This window comes from uncultured Clostridium sp. (assembly GCF_947036855.1).
Taxonomy (GTDB): Bacteria; Bacillota; Clostridia; order Clostridiales; family Clostridiaceae; genus Sarcina.
In genome coordinates this window covers 1-19,262 of the sequence record NZ_CAMQRY010000008.1, presented here as the reverse complement: position 1 = coordinate 19,262, position 19,262 = coordinate 1, and the positions used below count along the sequence as shown (strand labels likewise).

Sequence of the window (19,262 nt, the reverse complement as noted above, 5' to 3'; positions counted from 1 at the left end):
AAATAAGGTTACCTTGAATTTAGATGTATACAAATTCAAGGTAATCTTATTTTTTTCAAAAATAGGAACAGTTAAGAGAGGTATAGAATAAAGTTTTATTATGATATAATTGTATATAAATTAGTAAGTAATAGGGAGGGAAGCACTATGAGATTTGTAATAGTTACGGGGCTTTCAGGAGCTGGTAAAACAGAAGCAACAAGAAGTTTAGAGGATTTAGGATACTTTTGTGTAGATAATTTACCTCCAAAACTTATACCGAAGTTTGCAGATGCATGTGATCAAAGTAAAGGTAATATAGATAAGGTAGCACTTGTTATAGATATAAGAGGTGGAATATTCTTTGATGATTTATTTGAAAGTTTAACATATCTTAAAAATAATAATTTTAATTATGAAATATTATTCTTAGATTCAGGTGATGAGGTACTTGTTAAGAGATTTAAAGAGAGCAGAAGAAGTCATCCATTATCACCAGATGGTAGAGTTTTAACTGGAATAAGTAATGAAAGAAAAAAACTTAGTGAAATAAAAAGTAGAGCTGATAATATAGTTGATACATCAAAGTATGCAATAAAAGATTTAAGAGAAAAATTAAATGTTTTATATGGTGATGGAAAAGAACTTGAGCATACAATTTCAATAACTATATTATCATTTGGATTTAAATATGGTATTCCAATGGATTCAGATTTAGTATTTGATGTTAGATTTATACCAAATCCATTTTATATACCAGAACTTAAGCCATTTTCAGGTAAAGATAAGCCTGTAAGTGATTATGTACTTAAGCAGGAAGAAACAAAAGGATTTATGAGTAGAAATCTTGATATGTTAGAGTATTTGATTCCTCATTATGTTAAAGAGGGAAAAAGACAATTAATAGTAGCTATAGGATGTACAGGTGGAAGACATAGATCTGTTGCGATAGCAGAAGAAACTTATAGAAGTTTATTAGAAAAAGGTTTCAATGCATCAGTAGAGCATAGAGATATGAGTGAAGATGTTAATAGAGGAGCTAGAAAGTTATAATATTAGGAGTGTGAGTATACATGCCACAAAGTGAATTTGATCCAGCAGTAAAAGGTCCGAAAATTGTAGTAGTAGGTGGAGGTACAGGATTATCAACTATGCTTAGAGGTTTAAAAAAGCATAGTCATAATATAACAGCAATAGTTACTGTAGCAGATGATGGGGGTGGTTCTGGAGATCTTAGAAATGATCTTGGAATGCTACCACCAGGAGATGTTAGAAACTGTATATTAGCACTTGCGAATACAGAGCCAGTAATGGACGACTTGTTAAATTATAGATTTAAAGATGGAAGACTTAAGGGTCAAAGTTTTGGAAATTTATTTTTAGCAGCAATGAATGGTATATCAATAAATTTTGAAGATGCAGTACAAAAAATGAGTTCAGTTTTAGCAGTAAGAGGTCAGGTGTTACCAGTAACACTTGATTATATGGAACTTGAAGCTATTTTGGAAAATGGAAATATTATAAAAGGTGAATCTAATATTCCAGATGCTGTAATTAAGCAAAAGAGTAAAATAAAAGAACTAAGAATTATACCAGAGGAAGCAGATGCGCTAGGTGATGCATTAATCGCTATTGAAGAGGCTGATGCTATAATTCTTGGGCCAGGAAGTTTATATACAAGCATACTTCCAAATTTACTTGTAAAAGATATAACGAGAGCTATAGAGTATGCACAGTGCCCTAAAATATATATTTGTAATGTTATGACACAACCAGGAGAAACTACCGATTTTACAGTTTCAGATCATGTGGGAGAAATAATAAAGTATTGTGGGAATAATGTAATAGACACAGTTATAGCAAATGTTGAAGAAATTGACGAAGTATTAAAAAATAGATATGAAGAAAAAGGTTCACAGGTTGTAAAACTTGATAAAGAAGAAGTAGAAAATATGTATGTAAAAGTAGTTGAAGGAAACGTAGTAAAAGTTAAATATAATTATATAAGACATAATCACAATGCCTTGTCAGAATTGATTATAAAAACTATAATGGAAAGGCAATAATAAATTAAAAAAATTCAGATGAGGTAATTACTTCATCTGAATTTTAGTTAATAAGAAAAATAATTTTAATTTCTGGTTATTACTGTGAAAAATTAGAATTAATATATACATATGAGGTAATAATACAGAAGTAGAAAGGAGTAATTATGTCATTTTCATCAAAGGTAAAGGGAGAAATTTGTAGATATGTTGATATAACTAAATCAGAGGCGCTATCAGAAGTTACAGCAATAATGAAAGCTAGTGGAACACTTGCATTTAGTGGTAAGGGATTGAAATTTAGAATAACAACAGAAAATCCAGCATCAGCAAGACTTACATTTTCTTTATTAAAAGAGCACTTTGGAATTCATTCTAAAATAATGGTTAAAAGAAGTAATTCTTTAAAAAAGAATAATATATATATGGTTGTTATAGATGAAGAGATGGGTGTTAAAGATTTATTAAAATTAGCAGGAATAATAAAAGAAGATGAAGGGATTATATCTCTAGATTACTCGATAGATAATAAGTTTGTAGATACTGAAGATAAGAAGAGAGCATTTATAAGAGGTGCATTTATTGGTGGAGGAAGTGTAAGCAATCCAGAAAAAACATATCATTTAGAGTTTGTAACACATTCATTAGAATTTGCAGAAGATCTTAAGAATATAGTGAACCATTATAAATTAAATTCAAAGGTAATACAGAGAAAAAATAGTTATATAGTTTATATTAAAGAAGTTGAAAAAATACAAGATATGTTAAGTGTCGTAGGAGCACATACTTGTCTTTTAGAGATGGAGAATATAAGAATAATAAAAGAGATGAGAAATAATGTTAATAGACTTGTTAACTGTGAAACAGCTAATCTTAGTAAAACAGTTAATGCAGCAGTAAGACAGGTTGAGAGTATAAGATTTATAGAAAAAACAGTAGGGCTTGGAAGATTACCAAAGAATTTACAAGAAATAGCACACCTTAGACTTGAGAATCCACAGGAATCGTTAAAAGAACTTGGTGAAATGTTAGAGCCACCAATAGGGAAGTCAGGTATTAACCATAGACTTAGAAAGCTTGAAAAAATAGCACAAGAAATAAAAGAAGATGGAATGTAAAAAATATTAGGTGATTTTGAAAGAAATAAGTCTAAATATGATAAAATGCTAGGTGAGGGGAGAGCTACACCTAGCATTTATTTATGTGTTTGAAAAGAAGTTACAATAGGTTTATCTAATAATATTCTATGAAATATATAGTAAAAGGTGACTAAGCCCTAAAAAATATTGAAAATTAAAAAAAGAAAGGATGTGATGTTTTGTCAGAAAAGAAATTTGTTCACTTGCATGTGCACTCAGGATTTAGTTTGCTTGATGGGTCAGGAAAAATAAAAAATATATTAGAAAGAACAAAAGAACTTAGAATGGATAGTATAGCACTTACAGACCATGGTGTTATGTATGGGTGTGTAGATTTTTATAAGCAGGCTAAGAAACAAGGAATAAAGCCGATTATTGGATGTGAAGTTTATGTTGTTCCAAAATCAATGCATATAAAGCAAAATGATTTGGAGAATAAAACACATCATTTAGTTCTTTTAGTTAAAAATGAAATAGGATATCAAAACCTTATGAAGATAACTTCGGTAGCTTCAATAGAAGGTTTTTATTATAAGCCAAGGGTTGATAGAGCATTTTTAGAAAAACACTCAGAAGGATTAATAGCACTTAGTGCGTGTCTTGGTGGAGAAGTTCAAAAAGCTATCACAAATAATAATATAGAAAAAGCTAAGGAAGCAGCTATGTTCTATAAAAATACATTTAAAGATGGCTTTTATTTAGAGCTTCAAAATCATGGAATTGAAGAGCAAAGAAGAGTAAATGAAGTAAATATAGAGATTTCAAAAGAACTTAATATACCACTTGTTGCAACTAATGATTTGCATTATATATATGAAGAAGATTTTAAAGCACATGATATATTACTTTGTATACAAACAGGAAAAACAATACATGATGAAAAGAGAATGAGATATGGTTCAGACCAGTTTTATATAAAATCTCCAGAAGAGATGTGGGAGATTTTTTCACATGTACCACAAGCACTAGAAAATACAGTTAAAATAGCAGAAATGTGTAACTTTGATTTTGAGTTTCATGTATCAAAATTACCAATATATCCACTTCCAGAAGAAGAAAAAGATCCATATGAATATCTTTTAAGAATTTGTTTTGGTGGGCTAATAGAAAGATATGATGTATTTGAATTATTTAACTCAGGAAATCAATATAAGGAAATAATTCAATTTGCAGAGTCAAATGATGAAGCAAAGGTGCTTGTAGATAGACTTTTATATGAATTAGGGGTAATCAAGCAAATGGGATTTGTAGATTATTTCTTAATAGTTTGGGATTTTACAAAGTATGCAATAGATAGTGGTATTCCAACAGGACCAGGAAGAGGATGCTTTGTTCCAGAAACAAAGATTTTAAAAAGTGATGGAACAGTAAAAAATATAGAATCATTTAAAGGTGGAGAAGAGGTAATAACAGCACTTGGAAATAGAGCTTTAGTTGAAACTTTATTACAATATGACGTTGAAGAAGAAATTATTAGTATAGAAGCAGCAAATGAAGTTTTAAATTTAACAAGTGATCATAAAGTTCTAGCTATTCAAACAGAAGCCTGTATTAAAAATTGGAAAGATAGAACTAAGTTACCGGTGGTTTGTAGAGAAACATATTCTTTAAATAAAAAGAAAAAATGTATAGAGGCACCATATGAAAAATATTCATTAGAATGGATTTGTGCAAAAGATTTAAAAGAAAATAATATGATAGCATATCCAAGAGATAAAGAAGTTGCAAGAGAATTAACTTATGATTTATTAGAATACTGTAAAACTGATAAAGCTGTAAAGTTTGATAATGATAGTTTATGGTATGAGATAGGAACTAATAAATTACAGACTTCTAAAATCAATAGATTTATAAAATCTTCAGATGAATTATTTAAAATTTTTGGGTATTTTATAGCTGAAGGTTGGGCTAGTTTAAATGAGGAAAATAGAACTTATAAAGTAGGATTTGGATTTAACTCAGGTGAAGTGAATTATATAGAAGATGTTTTAGAATGTATGAAAAATATATTTAATATAGAGGGAAAAGTTTATAAGCATAAGGTTAAGAATGCAACAACAGTAGAGTTTAATTCTAAAGTGCTAACTAGATTCTTTAGAGAAAAGTTTTTAGTTGGAGCTAATAATAAACAAATTCCAAGTGAAGTTGTTAAGTTTGCATCAAATGAACAGAGTAAAATTTTAATTGCTACTATGTTTAGAGGTGATGGGAGTTTTTCAGATATTAGGGCAAAGAGTTCATCATTTAGAATTAAATATACAACAACATCATTTATACTAACTAGACAACTAAGAAGTTTACTTGCACGAGTGGGTTATTGGTCTAGTTTTAAAACTAGAATTAAAGAAAAAGAAACAGAACATGATGAGTATTCTGTTTGTGTTTCAGGAAAACAACTTTTAAGATGGAATGATGATTTTAAGTATTATCAAATTCCAATTAGAGAGCAAAAGTTTTATAGAAATGATAGTTTTTATATGGATGATAAATATTTTTATATCAAAATAAAAAATGTAGTTAAAAAACAATACAAAGGGAAGGTATATGACCTTTCAGTACCAGGAGATACTTCTTATGTAGCTAATTCAATAGCTGTACATAATAGTGCTGCGGGTGCAATAGTGGCTTATACACTTGGTATAACAAAGATAGACCCTATAAAATATAGTTTGCTTTTTGAGAGGTTTTTAAATCCTGAAAGAGTAAGTATGCCAGATATAGATTCAGATTTTTGTTATGAAAGAAGACAGGATGTTATAGATTATGTTGTAGATAAATATGGAGAGAAAAATGTTGCTCAAATTATAACATTTGGAACAATGGCACCAAGAGCTTGTATCAGAGATGTAGGAAGAGCTATGAATTATACTTATGGTGAAGTTGATAGGATTGCAAAAATGATTCCAGCAATGCTTGGAATTTCGATAGATAAGGCAATAGAATTAAATCCAGAGTTAAAAGATGCATATAATACTGATGAAAGAGTTAAAGAACTTATAGATGTAGCAAGAAGACTTGAGGGTCTACCAAGGCACTCTTCAACACATGCGGCAGGTGTAGTTATAGCTTCAAAACCATTGGTTGAATATGTGCCACTACAAAAGAATGATGAATCAATAGTAACTCAATATGATATGACAACGCTTGAAGAACTTGGTTTATTAAAGATGGATTTCCTTGGTCTTAGAACTTTAACTGTTATGGCAGATGCTGTGAAAATGGTTAAAGAAAATAAAGGAATAGATATTGATTTAAATAATATAGATACAGAGGATAAATCAGTATATAGAATGATTGGTGAAGGTAAAACAGCAGGAGTATTCCAATTAGAATCAGCTGGAATGACTTCGTTTATGAAGGAACTAAAACCAGATACACTAGAGGATATAATAGCTGGGGTATCACTTTATAGACCAGGCCCAATGGCAGAAATACCTAAGTATATAGCAGGAAAAAAAGATCCAACGAGTGTTCAATATTTAGATGAGAAGTTAGAAGGTATACTAGATGTTACTTATGGAGTTATGGTTTACCAAGAGCAAGTAATGGAAATTGTTAGAAAACTTGCAGGATATTCAATGGGACGAAGTGATCTTGTAAGAAGAGCTATGTCTAAAAAGAAACATGAAGTAATGGAGCAAGAAAGAAAGAACTTTATATATGGAGTAACAGATGAAAATGGAAATATAGAAGTTCAAGGTTGTGAGAGAAATGGTATATCTGCAAATGTAGCAAATAAGATATTTGATTCTATGATGGATTTTGCATCATATGCATTTAATAAAAGTCATGCTGCTGCATATGCATTAATTGCTTATCAAACAGCTTATTTAATGAGGTATCACCCTGTAGAATTTATAGCAGCAATGCTTAATTCAATAATGGGGACAAATGAAAAAGTTTCAGAATATATAAGAACCGCTAAAGAACTCGGAATAGAAGTGCTTCCACCAAGTATTAATGAGAGTTATTCTAGATTTACTGTAAAAGGTAATAGTATAAGATTTGGTCTTGCAGCAATAAAAAATGTTGGTGTAAATGTTGTAGAAGCAATAGTTAAGGCTAGAGAAAGTAATGGTGAGTTTAATTCACTTATGAATTTCTGCAATAAAATGGAGGTTGGAACTATTAATAAAAGGGCTGTAGAAAGTCTTATAAAGTCAGGAGCATTTGATGAGTTTGGAATATTTAGATCAAAACTTATAAGTGTTCATGAGAAACTTATGGATGGAATATCAGCCCAAAAGAAAAAAAATATTGATGGTCAAATATCTTTATTTGGAACACTAGCAAATGAAGAAAATGATAATCTTGAAATAAAATATGAGGATATAAAAGAATTCTCTAAAAAAATGATGCTTGCAATGGAAAAAGAGATGACTGGGCTTTATATAACAGGACATCCACTTGATGAATATAAGGAAAGTTTAAAAAATCAAACATCAATAGAAATTGGAAAAATATTAGAAGAAAAAAGAAAATTAGATGATACAACTGATGAAATGGCAGATGCTGATATGACATTAAATGATGGAGATAAGGTTATTATTGGTGGTATTTTATCAGGAGTTTCAAGAAAAGTAACAAGAAATAATACAATAATGGCATTCACTACAATAGAAGATTTATCTGGAATGATGGAAGTTATAATATTCCCTAAAACTCTAGAAAAATGTAATTCTTTAGTGCATGATGATTTATTAGTTGTAATTAGGGGAAGAATATCATTTAAAGACGATGAAGAAGCAAAAATTTTATGTGAGGAAGTTAAAGTTTTAGAGAATATGAATGCATCAAAGCTTTATATTAGGGTAGAAGATACACAAAAAGCCAGAGAAATAAACAAGGTTTTAAAGCATGTATTAGAAAACTTTAGAGGTGATACTCCAGTTTATTTAGTAGCTGCAAAAGAAAGACAAAGTTTTAGATTAGCAAGAGAATGTTGGGTTGATATTGAAAAAGATGTAATAAAATTCCTTGAAAAGAAGTTTGGAGAGGAAAATATCAAATTAATAGACTAAAACAAATGTTAATTTTAAGTTAACAAAAATTAATAAAAAATTAATAAGACCAAATTGTTTATTTTGTAATTTGGTCTTTTTTTAAATAGATAATTAAGAAAAGAAGAGATACTATGGGATGAAAACTATTAAATGTTTAAATAAAAAGCTATTTAATAATTAAATATATAAAACAAGTAAATGTTATAAAATAACATAAAATCCTTAAAAATCCAATACAATTACCTTTTTTTTACTTAATTAAATATAAAAAAACTTGAAAATAGCTTGTACTTTAAGTAAAATTAAATTGTTAGAATATTTCAAAAAGAATAAAAGAACAATGACGTCAAAAGTCTTGTATAAAAGATTTTCTGAATTTATTAACAAGGTGGGTAAAAAATAGCATCTGTGGGACTGAAAAAGACCCTGTGGTGTGAAGGAGGAATATCATGAAAAAAATAGCTATTTTAACAAGTGGAGGAGATGCTCCAGGAATGAACGCTGCAATAAGAGCAGTTGTCAGAATGGCATTACACGAAGGACTAGAAGTAGTTGGAGTGAAAAGAGGATATAGTGGACTAATTAATGGTGAGCTTATAGAAATGAACAGAGGTTCTGTTTCAGATATAATTCACAGAGGTGGTACTGTCTTAAGAACAGCTAGATGTCCAGAGTTTAAACAAGAAGAAGTAAGAAAACATGCAGCTAATCTATTAAAAAATAATGGAGTAGATGCTTTAGTTGTAGCAGGTGGAGATGGATCATTCATGGGAGCTAAGTTATTATCAAAACTTGGTGTGAAGACTATTGGAATACCAGCAACTATAGATAATGATCTACCATATACAGATTTTACAATAGGATTTGATACAGCTTTAGAAACTATAACAGATGCTATAAGTAAATTAAGAGATACATCTACATCACATGATAGAGTATCAGTTATAGAAGTAATGGGAAGAAGTTGTGGAGATTTAGCTTTATACGCAGGTATAGCAAGTGGAGCAGAAGTAATTATTGTTCCAGAATTAGAATTTGATAAAGAAAGACTTTGTGAGCAGATTCTTGAGGGTAAATCAAGAGGGAAAACTCATACAATAGTAATTGTAGCAGAAGGAATAGGTGGTTCTACTGAATTAGCTAACTTTATTGAAGAAAAAACTGGTGCTGAAACAAGAGCAACTATACTAGGACATATTCAAAGAGGTGGAACACCAACTCCAAATGATAGAATTTTATCATCAAAACTAGGAGCTAGAGCAGTTGAACTTTTAATAGAAGGTAAAACAGCAAGAGTTGTTGGAATAAAAGATAATAAAATAATTGATATGGATATTGATGAGGCTATAGCTATTCCAAGAAAATTTGATATGGAACTTTATGAAATGGCAAATGCTATAAATAAATAAAATGCTATAAATAATAAGTTAATTAATTATATTTATATATATATTTATATATATTTAGAATTTATAAATAAAATAGACAGGAGTGTATTTAAAATGAGAAAAACTAAAATGGTTTGTACAGTAGGTCCAGCAAGTGATAGTAAAGAGATTTTAAAACAAATAATAGAAGCAGGTATGAACGCTTCAAGACATAACTTCTCACATGGAGATCATGAAGAACATAGAAGCAGAATGATTAAAGTTAGAGAAATAGCTAAGGAACTTGGTAAAGAAGTAGCAATACTTTTAGATACAAAAGGACCAGAGATAAGAACTGGTAAATTTGAGCCAAATAAAGTTGAATTAACAATGGGTGATACATTCACAGTATATGCTGGTGGAGATATTGTTGGAGACACAACAAAATGTTCAGTGACATATGAAGGACTTGCTAAAGACGTTAAAGCAGGAAACATAATCTTAATAGATGATGGTTTAGTAGGATTAGAAGTTGTATCAATAAAAGGAAATGCTGTTACTTGTGTAGTTAAAAACACAGGTGTAGTTGGAACTCACAAAGGAGTTAACGTTCCTGGTGTTTCAATAAAATTACCAGCTATGACTGATAAAGATAAATCAGATTTAATATTTGGTTGTGAAATGAATGTTAACTTTGTTGCTGCTTCATTCATAAGAAAAGCAGATGATGTTAACGCTATAAGAAAAGTATTATGTGCTAATGGTGGAGAAGATATACAAATATTCTCTAAAATAGAAAACCAAGAGGGTGTTGATAATATAGATTCTATTATCGAAGCTTCAGATGGTATCATGGTTGCTAGAGGAGATCTTGGAGTTGAGATTCCTATGGAAATGGTTCCTTCAACACAAAAAATGATGATAGAAAAATGTAACATTGCTGGTAAACCAGTTATAACTGCTACACAAATGCTTGATTCAATGATGAGAAACCCAAGACCTACAAGAGCTGAGGTTTCAGATGTAGCTAACGCTATATTAGATGGAACAGATGCTATCATGTTAAGTGGTGAGTCAGCTAATGGTAGTTGGCCAGTAGAATCTGTTGAAGCAATGGCTACAATAGCTATTGAAACAGAAAGACACTTAAACTATACAGTTGCTACATCAAGTGCTAAAAATCATACACCAGCTATATCAGGTGTTATATCAAGAGCTGCTTGTAATGCTGCTGATGAATTAGAAGCAAGTGCTATAATCTCAGCTACAAAATCTGGAGCTACTGCTAGCAGATTATCACAATGCAGACCTTCAAGCATAATTGTTGCTATCACACCAAGTGAGAGAGTTGCAAAAAAACTTGCTTTAACTTTCGGTGTTATGCCAGTAGTTGCTAATGAAATGACTTCAACAGACGAAATCATGACTAAAACAGTTCAAATCTCAAAAGAGAGAGGATACGTTAAGTCAGGAGATACAGTAGTTATTGCTGCTGGAGTTGCTAATGAAGTTGGGTCAACAGATTTATTAAAAGTAAGTGTTGTTAAGTAATTAATTAAAACTTATATATATATATTGAAAGGCTGTCTTTAAATAGACAGTCTTTTTTTAATTTAATATATAATTTTTAAGAAAAATTTAATAATAAGTAAAAATAAGTATAAATAAAATTGTAATAAAATAATACTTGAATAAAAATTTACAAAATGTTAACATTTAAGAAGGCGATTTTACAATATAATTATGTATATTGTCTTATAGTTTATGTAAGACTATAAATAGGAATATAATGGCAACTGTTCCTTACTATTTGCAATAGCACCAATTCATTGAACTGGTGCTTTTTTATTTTTTATGGAAATAGAAAATATAAATAAATAGGCAATATTTTGTATGTATTAAATTTTTCTATATGGAGAAAACTATTATAGAAAAATAAAAAACATATAGGAGTTGTTTATTATGCCAAATAATTTAGTTTGTAATGCAGGAACTTGTGCTAGTAATGCAGGAGGTTTATGTCAAGCAAATAAGATACATATTAAAGGGGTAGGAGCTAGTGATGAGAAGCAAACACATTGTGCAACTTATTCAGAGGATAGCCTTACTAATAATGTGAAAAATATTTTTAATACAAATTATGTAGGGCTTGTAAGTCAAGAAGTGTTTGATGGTGCACCAGCACATCCAGCAGTATCATGTTCAGCTAATACATGCAGCTATAATAAGTATGGTGAGTGTGGAAAAAATGCTATACAGATATTTTCTGGTGTAAAAGGTGATACAAGTTGTTCAAGTTTTGTTATTAAGTAAGAAAAGAAAGTTGTTTGTTGTAAAATAGGTTCTAACTATGTTAGAATTTAATGATTAAAATATAAAATATAAAATGATGGGTGAGTGCAAATGATAGAAAAGAATAAAGAATACGTTTTAGATATAATTTCACAAGGATACGAAGGAGAAGGAGTTGCAAAAGTTAATGATAACTTCCCTATATTCGTTGAAGGTGCATTAGCTGGAGAAAAGGTTAATGTTAAAATTGTTAAGGTAAAGAAAAAATTTGCCTTCGGAAGAGTAATGGAAATAATAGAAAAAGCTCCAAATAGAGTAGAAAAGAAATGTAATCATAAAGTTTCAGGTGGATGTAATTTACAACATTATTCATATGAATCTCAATTAGATTTTAAATTTGATAGAGTTAAAGAGTGTATGAGTAGAATTGGTAAGCTTGATGATAGTATAGTTAAACTTCCTATAGGAATGGAGAATCCAGATAAATATAGAAATAAAGTACAGCTTCCAGTTGGTATAAACAATGGAGAAGTTAGTATTGGGTTCTTTGCTGCTAGAAGTCATGATATTGTTGATATGGAAAGTTGTATTATACAAGATGCAACTGCTGATAAAATTATAGGTTTAACTAAAGCTTGGCTTAAAGAGCATGATGTTAAGGTTTATAATGTTAATGGTGGATATTATGATAAGGGAATTGTTAGACATATAATGGTTAGAAGAGGCTTTACTAGTAATGAAGTTATGGTTGTTATTGTTACTAATGGTAAAGAGTTACCTTATAAAGAGGAATTCATTAAGACTATTACTGATAATATTGATGGAATTAAGAGTATTGTTCAAAATATCAACTCTGAAAAAACTAATGTTATATTAGGTAATGAAAATATAACTTTATGGGGAGAAGATATTATTTCTGACTCTATTGGAGAATTTAAATTTAACATATCACCAGAGTCATTCTTCCAAGTAAATCCTGTTCAAGCTGAAATTTTATATAGTAAGGCTTTAGAGTATGCTGATTTACAAGGAGAAGAGACTGTAATAGATGCTTACTGTGGAACAGGAACAATTACATTATTCCTTTCTAAGAAGGCTAAGAAAGTCTATGGTATTGAAATAATAGATAAGGCTATCGAGAATGCAAACAAAAATGCAGAAATAAATAATGTTGATAATGCTGAGTTTATTTTAGGTGAGTCAGAAGTTGTAATACAAGAACTTATAAATGATGGAGTAAATGCTGATGTTATTATGCTTGACCCACCAAGAAAAGGTTGTGACATAAAAGTTTTAGAAGCAATTACAAGTTCAGATGTTAAGAAGATTGTATATGTAAGTTGTGATCCAAGTACACTAGCTAGAGATTTAGCTATTCTTGAAGAAAAAGGATATAAAACTGTTGAAATTCAACCAGTTGATATGTTCCCACACACACCACATATTGAGTGTGTAGCTGTTATAGAGAAAAAATAATTTAATAAGATTTTAATGGAGAGCCAGAAATGGTTCTCTTTTTTTATGAGGAAATGTATAATTACAAATTTAATATTTAAATTGATAATAATTAATTGATATTTGCATTATATTGAGAAAATAGATAATAAGTTAATAAATAAATACCAATTTTTATAATTGTATAAAAATTATTGATTAATGATATAAGGTTTTGGAATGAGGAATAGATGGTATAATAACTTAGTATATCAAGAATGTGATAGAAGTTAGAAAATTGAATAAACTAATAGATGAATTATAAAAATTAATAGGAAAAAAATTAAAAATAATTATATAAAAATTTACTTAAGATAAAAATTACAAGGGGATATAAGATGCAAGAAAAGTCGCTATATAAAAATAGTATATTTAGGATAGTTCTAAATTTATTTAAGGTAATTTTACCAATATTAATAGGACCTTATGTTATGAGGGTTCTTTTACCAGAGCAGATTGGAGATTTAAATTATGCACAAAGTATATCATCATATTTCTTAATGTTTGGAGCATTTGGGATATTTCAATATGGTGTTAGAGAGATAAGTAAGATAAAGCATGATAAAGAGGCAGTTTCTTCAAAATTCACATCATTTTTTATAATAACGCTTATAAGTAATTTATTAGCACTTGTTATATTTGTTTTAGTTTTAACTGTTGGATTTAAGGGTACAAATGTATATTGGATTTGTATGATTTTAAATATTCCATTTTTATTTAATGTATTTCAAATAGATTGGATGAATGAGGCTTTAGAGAATTTTGGATTTATAACACTTAAAACAATTGTTGTGAGAGGAGCATATTTTATTGCTATTATTGTTTTAGTTAGAAATCCATCAGATTTTAAAACATATGTATATTTAAATGCTTTAGTAGCACTTGGTGGAAGTGTGTTTAGTTTCTTATATATTAAGAGAAATGTTAAGTTTTCATTTAAAAATTTAAAATTTGCAGAGCATATAATTCCCATGTTCTTTGTTGTTATTATATCTAATGCTAATGTATTGTACACACAGTCAGATGTATATATGCTTGGATATTTTAGTGGTGGTGTAATACTTAGTTATTATGTTGTTGGTATGGGGATTATGGGTGTTTTAAATACATTTATGATGTCTGTTGTTCAGGCAATAGCACCAAGGTTACATAGTTATATAGAAAAAGAAGATAAGACGGATTATCTAAATTTATTGAATAAGGTTACTAAAATTTATTTTATGCTGATTTTCCCTGCTGTTATGGGAATGATTTTATTCTCAACCGAGATATTAACACTTTATGCAGGAAGTCAATATACAGAAGGTTTTGGAGTTATAGCTTGTTTTGGAATTTATATGATTACACTTGCCTATGGTGAGATTGCGAGTAATCAAGTTTTATATGTTTATAGAAAAGAGAGAAATCAAGTTGCAATGCTATTTACTGGTGGATTTATAAATATCGTTTTAAATATAATATTAATATACACAGGTTACTTTAGTGTTAATACATCAATACTTAGCACAGGAGTTGCTAATATATTTGTTATAATGTGTCAGTATTTATACATTACTAAAGTTTTAAAAATTAAGATTGAACTTTATGGAAAAGCAATTTATAAGTATTTAGTAGTTTCACTTATATTTATTCCAATAGTTTATGGAGTTAAATATATAGTGACTGATGGATTTATAGAGCTTATAATAGCATCAGTAATTTGTGGGGGAGTTTATTTCTTAATTCTTTTAATAATAAAGGATGATAGTTTTCTTGTTGTTGCAAATCCAATACTTAGTAGAATAAAATCAAAACTTGGAAAGTAAAAAGATGAAGTGCAGTTTTATGCATTTCATCTTTTTTTATTGATTTTAAAATAATAAAAACTAGGTGAGTGAAAAAATGAATTTTACGATATTGATAAAGATAACATTTTCAAAATAAGCAAATCGTTAAATAAAAAGCATTAAAATAATTAGATTGTTAAAATATTGGACTTGGAAGAAGTGGGGGTGAAAAGTGTTGTAAAATATTTACAAGGTTAAAAAGAAAAAAAGGAGGCGATTTTATGAGTGAAAATAGAGAACAATGGGGATCAAAAGTAGGTTTTATACTTGCAGTTATAGGTTCAGCAGTTGGGCTTGGAAACATATGGAGATTTCCGTATGTAGCATATGAAAATGGAGGTGGAGCTTTCCTGATACCATATTTCTTTGCTATTTTTACAGCAGGAATTCCATTATTGATTCTTGAGTATTCTATGGGACATAAATATAGAGGTTCAACACCACTTGCAGTAGCTAGAGCCTCTAAGAAATGGGAATGGCTTGGATGGTGGCCAACAATTACTTCAGCTATTATAGTTGCTTATTATTCAGTTATTATTGCATGGTCAATGAATTATTTTGTGCTTAGTTTTAAAAAAAGTTGGGGAAATGATGCAAATGCATTTTTCCATAATGAGTTTTTAAAATTATCAGCATCACCATTTGAGATTGGTGGAGTTGTGTGGTATGTACTTTTAGGAGTGGCTCTTATATGGATGATAAATTGGGTTGTTTGTTATAAGGGCGTTAAAAAAGGAATTGAAAAATTAAATAAAGTGTTACTTCCAACACTTGTTATTATTATGATTATAATTGCAATTAGAGCAGTTACATTAGATGGAGCAGCAAAAGGACTTAATACATTATTTACTCCAGATTGGGATATGGTTTTTGAACCGTCAGTTTGGGTTGCAGCTTATGGACAAGTTTTCTATTCATTAAGTATTGCAATTGGAATTATGATGACTTATTCAAGTTATTTACCTAAAAAGGCAGATATAAATAATAGTGCGTTTGTTACAGCTTTCGCAAACTGTGGATTTGAATTTTTATCAGCAATAGCAGTTTTTGCAATTCTTGGATTTATGGCTACAGCTCAAGGGGTTGAAGTTTCAGAAGTTGTATCAAGTGGAATAGGACTAGCTTTTGTGGCATTCCCGCAGATATTTAGTGCTATGGGACCAATAGGTAATTTTATTGGTGCATTATTCTTCTTATGCTTAATTTTTGCTGGAATAACATCTTCAGTATCTCTTACAGAAGCAGTATCAGCACCATTTAGAGATAAGTTTGGATGGAGTAGAAAAAAAGTTGTTACAGTAATGTGTCTTATAGGAGCAGCAATGAGTTCTATATTTGCAACAGGAGCAGGGCTTTATATTTTAGATATTGTTGATGCTTTTGTTAATAACTATGGAATTGTTACAGTTGGATTATTAGAAGTTATATTAATTGGATGGATTGTTACACCTACAAAACTTCGCGAACATGCAAATTCAGTATCAAACTTTAAGATTGGAAAATGGTGGGATGTATGTATTAAGTTTGTTACACCAGCAATTCTTATATATATGATAGTTCAAAATATTATTATAGAAATTAAAACACCATATGGTGGATATCAATTATCTGAACTTTTTGCATTTGGATGGTCAGTTATAGGGCTTGGTATTGTTGCTGCATTATTAATTTCTAAAAAACCATGGAAGAATGAAAAGATAGATAATTTTGAAGAACTTGAAGAAAAAGAAAATGATTCAGATGAAAATGTAGAATTTATAGGTTCAAAAGATGATACAGGTAAGTAAAAGGGGGCTTTTATATTATGACAACTACATCAATAATATTCTTTTTAATTGGAGCAATAGTCCTTTGGGGTGGGTTGATTGTTACACTTACAATGCTTTTAAAAGGCGGTAAAGAAGAAAAGAGTACACAAAAATAAAATTTGAATTTAAGGGCTATATACAGATTTAATTTGTATATAGCTCTTTTAAAAGTAAAAAACAATATGAAAAAGGACAATCACGCTTTTAAAAGTATGATTGTCCTTTGATTTATATAAAATTAACGCCCTGCATATTTTATTTCAAGTGTCGCAGCAGGAATGCTATCAAGGCATTTTCCAAGATTCATTGATACTTCTGCAATTTTTGTTTTATCATTATAACTTTCTACAGCTTGAACAATAGCTTTAGCTCTTATAGCAGGATTTTCAGATCTGAAAATACCAGAACCAACAAAAACTCCATCACAACCAAGTTGCATCATCAAAGCAGCATCAGCAGGAGTTGCAACTCCACCAGCAGCAAAATTTACTACAGGTAATTTTTGATTTTCTTTAACATAAGTAAGTAGCTCTACAGGAACTTTATAATCAGTAGCGAGTTTAGTTAAAGCAGCACCATCTATATTTTTAAGACAAGCAATATCTTCATTCATAGCTCTCATATGTCTAACTGCTTCTACAATATCTCCAGTTCCAGCTTCACCTTTAGTTCTTATCATTTTAGCACCTTCATTAATTCTTCTAAGAGCTTCACCAAGGTTTCTTGCACCACAAACAAATGGAGCAGAGAAGTCAGTTTTAACTATGTGATATACATCATCAGCAGGTGTTAAAACTTCACTCTCATCAATAAAATCTATATCTATTGCTTCTAAAAGTTGAGCTTCAACAAAGTGTCCAATTCTAGCTTTTGCCATTACAGGAATTGAAACAGCTGCTTGAATTTGTTTAATCATATATGGGTCTGACATTCTAGCAACTCCACCTTCTTTTCTTATGTCAGATGGAACTCTTTCAAGTGCCATAACAGCTCCAGCACCAGCTTCCTCTGCAATTTTAGCCTCTTCTACAGTAGTAACATCCATAATAACTCTGCCCCTTAAGTTATCTGAAACTTCACAAATTATTCTATCCATTAATATAACCCCCAATATTATTTTTTCTATAATATAAAATTACCAGTTAACTTCCAAATATGAAAATGTTTGGGTACAGTTTTGATATAAGGGAGATTAGATAGTTTTATAGATATTTTTTTATGTAAATTATCAATAGATTATGTTACAATTACTATAAAATACATAGCAGTAGGAGAATATTATGAGTAATAAAAATTTAGAAATAATGAAAAAACTTTTAGCTGAAAAAAAAGCTAAAAATAATAAAAAAGAAGGAAGAGTACTTCCAACTAGATATGGTAACCAACCATCTGGATCAGGAAATTTATAGAATATAGTATAAAGTTATTTTAAATTTATTAATTTAAAATAACTTTTTTTAATTTAGTAAGAGAAATTAATAGTGTGATGTTAATTTAATAATATTATAAAAAAAACTAAAAAAAAAGTAATATTATAGGATAAAAATATAATAACTCGTATAAATTGAGGAAACATAATTATTTTGTTATACTTTCAATATAAAATTTATTAAGAATTGGGGTAGTAAAATAATATGAAGAAAATAATAATTACTGCTGCAGTAGGAATTGGACTTATAAGCTTAATTCCAAATAGTAATTTTAATAAAAGAAAAGATAATAATCTTTTGTTATTAAGCACAAAAAATATAAGTGAAAATATAAAAGAAGATATAAATCCTTTTTGGTTTGACTATGTAACGGAAAGGGTAAATATAGTTACAACTAGTGGGAAAATTCTAAATTATGAGTATTTTCAGGGCATAACTGGAATGAGAACAAATTTACCAAGTGGATATGCTCCAATAGGTTATAAGATTATAGGTATACGAGTGAATGGTGAAAATTTAACAAGTAAAGAAGTTAAAGAATATAAGGTTCCACAAATTTTAGGGGATAAAGATATAACTATTGACTATATAGTTAAGCTAGTAGACTATACAGCAATTGTGAAAGTACATAATAAGGATGGAAAGATTATAACTGAAAAAAGTTTAGGGGAAAAGGGAAGTAAGATAAAATACCCTACTATAGATAAAGGAACAAAGATTATTAGTGTTACAGTTAATGGAAAAGAGATTCCAATTAGCGAAATTCCAAAAGTTATAAATAATAAAAATTTGAATATAGATATTTTTACAGAAAATAAATATAAAAAACCAATAAAGCCAAGTACAGATGGAGATAAAAAACCAGATGTGGTAAAACCA

13 protein-coding genes and 1 pseudogene are annotated in these 19,262 nt (G+C 29.3%); 13 read left to right on the top strand and 1 reads right to left on the bottom strand.

From position 1 onward, the window contains the following. Positions 1-147: 147 nt before the first annotated feature. The 11 genes and pseudogenes from rapZ to Q0V15_RS02275 all read left to right on the top strand — a co-directional run bounded on the left by rapZ (position 148) and on the right by Q0V15_RS02275 (position 17,069). Positions 148-1,032, top strand: coding sequence for an RNase adapter RapZ (gene rapZ / locus Q0V15_RS02325; protein WP_297435606.1), 885 nt, complete (start codon positions 148-150; stop codon positions 1,030-1,032). 47 nt (positions 1,033-1,079) lie between these two features. Then, positions 1,080-2,042: pseudogene (gene yvcK / locus Q0V15_RS02320) on the top strand (uridine diphosphate-N-acetylglucosamine-binding protein YvcK); the annotation flags it as partial. A 149-nt stretch (positions 2,043-2,191) separates the two neighbouring features. Next, positions 2,192-3,142 (top strand): DNA-binding protein WhiA, encoded by a 951-nt coding sequence (gene whiA / locus Q0V15_RS02315; RefSeq protein WP_297435604.1) that lies wholly within the window; start codon positions 2,192-2,194, stop codon positions 3,140-3,142. A 200-nt stretch (positions 3,143-3,342) separates the two neighbouring features. Then, positions 3,343-8,184 carry a DNA polymerase III subunit alpha gene (locus Q0V15_RS02310; RefSeq protein ID WP_297435602.1) on the top strand — a complete coding sequence of 1,614 codons (4,842 nt, stop codon included), beginning with the start codon at positions 3,343-3,345 and terminating at the stop codon, positions 8,182-8,184. Between the two features lie 431 nt (positions 8,185-8,615). Further along, positions 8,616-9,575, top strand: coding sequence for a 6-phosphofructokinase (gene pfkA, locus Q0V15_RS02305; protein WP_297435600.1), 960 nt, complete (start codon positions 8,616-8,618; stop codon positions 9,573-9,575). Positions 9,576-9,668: 93 nt separating this feature from the next. Continuing rightward, positions 9,669-11,084: a pyruvate kinase gene (gene pyk / locus Q0V15_RS02300; protein ID WP_297435598.1), complete on the top strand. Its 1,416-nt coding sequence runs from the start codon at positions 9,669-9,671 to the stop codon at positions 11,082-11,084. A gap of 411 nt (positions 11,085-11,495) precedes the next feature. Continuing rightward, positions 11,496-11,846 carry a DUF1540 domain-containing protein gene (locus Q0V15_RS02295; RefSeq protein WP_297435596.1) on the top strand — a complete coding sequence of 117 codons (351 nt, stop codon included), beginning with the start codon at positions 11,496-11,498 and terminating at the stop codon, positions 11,844-11,846. 90 nt (positions 11,847-11,936) lie between these two features. Continuing rightward, complete coding sequence (rlmD, locus tag Q0V15_RS02290; protein ID WP_297435594.1) at positions 11,937-13,301, top strand: 23S rRNA (uracil(1939)-C(5))-methyltransferase RlmD; 1,365 nt, start codon at positions 11,937-11,939, stop codon at positions 13,299-13,301. A gap of 356 nt (positions 13,302-13,657) precedes the next feature. After that, the gene (locus Q0V15_RS02285) at positions 13,658-15,124 is read left to right on the top strand and encodes an oligosaccharide flippase family protein (RefSeq protein ID WP_297435592.1); all 1,467 of its coding nucleotides are present in this window, start codon (positions 13,658-13,660) and stop codon (positions 15,122-15,124) included. 242 nt (positions 15,125-15,366) lie between these two features. Further along, positions 15,367-16,932, top strand: coding sequence for a sodium-dependent transporter (locus tag Q0V15_RS02280; protein ID WP_297435590.1), 1,566 nt, complete (start codon positions 15,367-15,369; stop codon positions 16,930-16,932). A gap of 17 nt (positions 16,933-16,949) precedes the next feature. Continuing rightward, complete coding sequence (locus Q0V15_RS02275) at positions 16,950-17,069, top strand: MetS family NSS transporter small subunit (RefSeq protein WP_297435588.1); 120 nt, start codon at positions 16,950-16,952, stop codon at positions 17,067-17,069. A 122-nt stretch (positions 17,070-17,191) separates the two neighbouring features. Here the strand turns inward: Q0V15_RS02275 and pdxS are convergent, their stop codons facing one another. Beyond that, the gene (pdxS, locus tag Q0V15_RS02270; RefSeq protein WP_297435586.1) at positions 17,192-18,049 is read right to left on the bottom strand and encodes a pyridoxal 5'-phosphate synthase lyase subunit PdxS; all 858 of its coding nucleotides are present in this window, start codon (positions 18,047-18,049) and stop codon (positions 17,192-17,194) included. 184 nt (positions 18,050-18,233) lie between these two features. Between pdxS and Q0V15_RS02265 the strand changes: the two genes are divergently transcribed. Both Q0V15_RS02265 and Q0V15_RS02260 read left to right on the top strand, forming a co-directional pair. Then, positions 18,234-18,362: a hypothetical protein gene (locus tag Q0V15_RS02265; protein WP_297435585.1), complete on the top strand. Its 129-nt coding sequence runs from the start codon at positions 18,234-18,236 to the stop codon at positions 18,360-18,362. Positions 18,363-18,587: 225 nt separating this feature from the next. Next, positions 18,588-19,262 (top strand): hypothetical protein (locus Q0V15_RS02260; protein WP_297435583.1); only part of this gene is annotated, 675 nt, incomplete at its 3' end.